Consider the following 2,789-nt stretch of genomic DNA (forward strand, 5'->3'; position numbering starts at 1 on the left):
CTTCGCCGTCAGCCTGCTCATCGGCGTCCTCGCCGGCGGCTACCCCGCCAACCGCGCCGCACGCCTCACACCCATCAACGCCCTGCGCTTCGAGTAAGCGCGGCCATCGACCGACGGAACCAGGTGTTAACCATCTGGTAGGTACCGATCAACTTCCGCGATGCCGCGTGGAGCGTTCGGCTGTTTAGCGTGACGTCGGTAAGCGATCAGACCTGCTGCCCCCGGGCACTGGGTGCTGCGTCACTGCGTGAAATGGACCGTGGCGACGCCGACCGCTCGCCAGCGCCTTGCGCCTGGACAGTCGCCAGGTCCACAGGCGGATCGAGACTTGGTTTCTCCCTGGTCAGATGGCCAGGAACTGAGGGTGTTCCTCCGCGTGACGGGTTACCGCGGTTGGTGCCGATCACTGCGACAGCTCCAGTTGGTTCCGGTGCGGGTGCCGCGCCACATCGTGTGATCGAGGAGTCGAGACCCAGATGTCTTCCGTGGCCTTCGCTGGCGGGCGGCGCGTGCGCGCCGTCGTGTCGGCGATGGCGCGCGGGGTGACGCCCGCGGTCTCGTCGATCTCATTCGGCACGGTGCTGGTCGGCGCCCTCATGGTGTGGATGGCCGCCGCGCTCTTCTCGATGGACCTCGACTCGGCGCGGACCGGTATGGCCGGCGCGGTGGTCGTTGAAACCCCGGTCGGGTTGGCGGGCTTCGCCGGCGAGGACTTCGACGGGACCGATGACACTTCGGGAGTGCGGCCCCGACCGCGCTGGACGCGCCTGGGTGGCGCCCAGTCCTCCGCGAGCGGATCGCTTCCGGTGTCCACTACGCACCGTGCTGGCCGCCAGGCCACGCCGAGCGCGGACATCGGGTATGCCGACCCCGAGATGGCTCCGGTGCCATGGGCGACCGGCACCGGCCACGGGGCGGCCGCTCGGACGGCGGGCGCGACGTCCAGCACGCAGACGACCCCGTCGAGCGAGCGGGCATCGTCTCAGGGGCAGGCCGACCCGATGGCCGACGCGTTGACCGGTCTGTTCGACCGGCTGGCGCGAGCATGGTCGGGCGGCGGGAGTTCGGTCGGCACAAGCTCGAAGAGCCTCAGCTCCGGAAGCGGCTCGGTGGCCCCGTCAATGTCCAGACGGGACCAGCGGGCGCGTGGCGCGGCCGAGGCCGTCGACTCCGCGCAGTCGCAGCCCCGGGGCGTTCCCACCGTCAAGCCCGCCGCGTCCCGGGGATCGACCCAGCCGGCAGCCGGCCAGCGGCCCGGTGGGGCGGGCCGCGCGAGGGCCGGCGAGTCGATGGGCGGGGTTGTCGACCTGGTGTCGGGAATCGTGGGCACCATTGCCGGCAAGAAGGCCGGCGCCCAGACCCGCCAGGGCTTGAGTGGCATCGCCGACCAGGTCTCGTCCGCGCTGCGCGCCGGACACCGGATCAACACCTCCAGCGGCGCCAGCGACACCGGCACCGGCGGCATCAGCGCCGCCGCGCAACCCGGCACCCGCGAACGCGCCACCCACACCAACACCGGCGGCCCCGCACTGGCCGCCGGCGGCCACTCCCACCAGCCCGACTGCGCCGGCGAGTCCAGCTGCGCCGAGATCGCCTCGCTGCCGTCCGGGCGCAAACCCACCACCCAGGCAGCCCGAGGCCCGCCGGCCGGCCCGTCCCGGGCGGCGTTGCAGACCAAGATCGACGGCACACAACTGAACGAGATCGTCGACGGGGCGATGGACCTCACCGAGGGCTTGCTCGGTGGCCTGGCCAAGCTCGTCGACGGCGGCAAGGGCGGTAAGAACGGCGGCACGGGTGCTCGCGGCGAGCTGGCCGACTCCATCCGGGAAACGACGAACAAGTTCGTCTCCGACCTGCTCGAGCTGGTCGGCACGTCGTCCGGCGGCGGCCAGCGTGGTCAGAACGCGCGGTCGGGGCAGTCCTTCGACGAGGGCGCGGGCGGGTTCGTGGGTGGGGTTCGGCGCGGTTCGGCGGGCCAGGTTGAGCAGGTGTTGTCCGGGGTGACGGACATGGTGTCCGGTCTGGTGACCGTGGTGGCCGGCAAGAAGGCCGGTGCGCGGGCTCGGCAGGCGTTGACCTCGGCCGCCGATGACGTGCTGGCCGCGTTGCGAGCGGCCGAGGACCGGCGCACCGGTGGGCAGGGCATGACCGGCTCCGGCGGCGGAGGCCAGAACGGTGGCGGGCAGGACACCGGGTGGGCGCTGAACAACGACGGCCAGTTCGCCGGTACGGAATGCCAAGGCGATGCCGAGTGCGCCCTGACCAACGGGACGCTGAAGACCCGCCAGCCGGGGTCGCTGGGCGGGCGGGCGCCGCCGGAGCTGCTGCCCGACCCGTCCAACCCCGACCGCCCCTACCGACTGGCCTCCTGGCGAGGCGACAACTCCAACGGTGTGAACCAGGCGCTCAACGACCGGCTCGCGGCGATCGTGGCCGACAAGGCCGTCAGGGACGCCAAGACCGAACTAGACGCCAAGAAGATCACCCAGCCCGCCTACGACGAGAAGGTCTCCGCCCAGAAGGCGCTGGCGACCAAGGCCGACCAGTCGATGGGCCAGCTCGACCCCGACGACAGCAAACTGATCAACGACACCATCACCGGCCACCAAAACCTCGCCACCGCCAAACGCCAACTCGACGAGGCCCACCAACAACTCGACGCCAAGAAGATCAGCCAGGCCGACTACGACAAGCAGGCCGCCGCCTACAACACCCAACGCCGCCAGGTCGACGAGCTCACCGCACGACTACACGACACCACCGGCCACAACTCCGCCGACTGGGCC

General features: G+C 71.2%; 1 protein-coding gene. It reads left to right on the forward strand.

Features of this window, described 5'->3' with window-relative positions; translation table 11 throughout:
- Positions 1-476: 476 nt before the first annotated feature.
- A partial coding sequence (locus N912_RS59675) for a TrbL/VirB6 family protein (protein ID WP_156994469.1) occupies positions 477-2,789 on the forward strand: 2,313 nt, incomplete at its 3' end.

Source organism: Actinospineispora acaciae DSM 45401 (genome assembly GCF_000620785.1).
GTDB lineage: Bacteria > Actinomycetota > Actinomycetes > Mycobacteriales > Pseudonocardiaceae > Pseudonocardia > Pseudonocardia acaciae.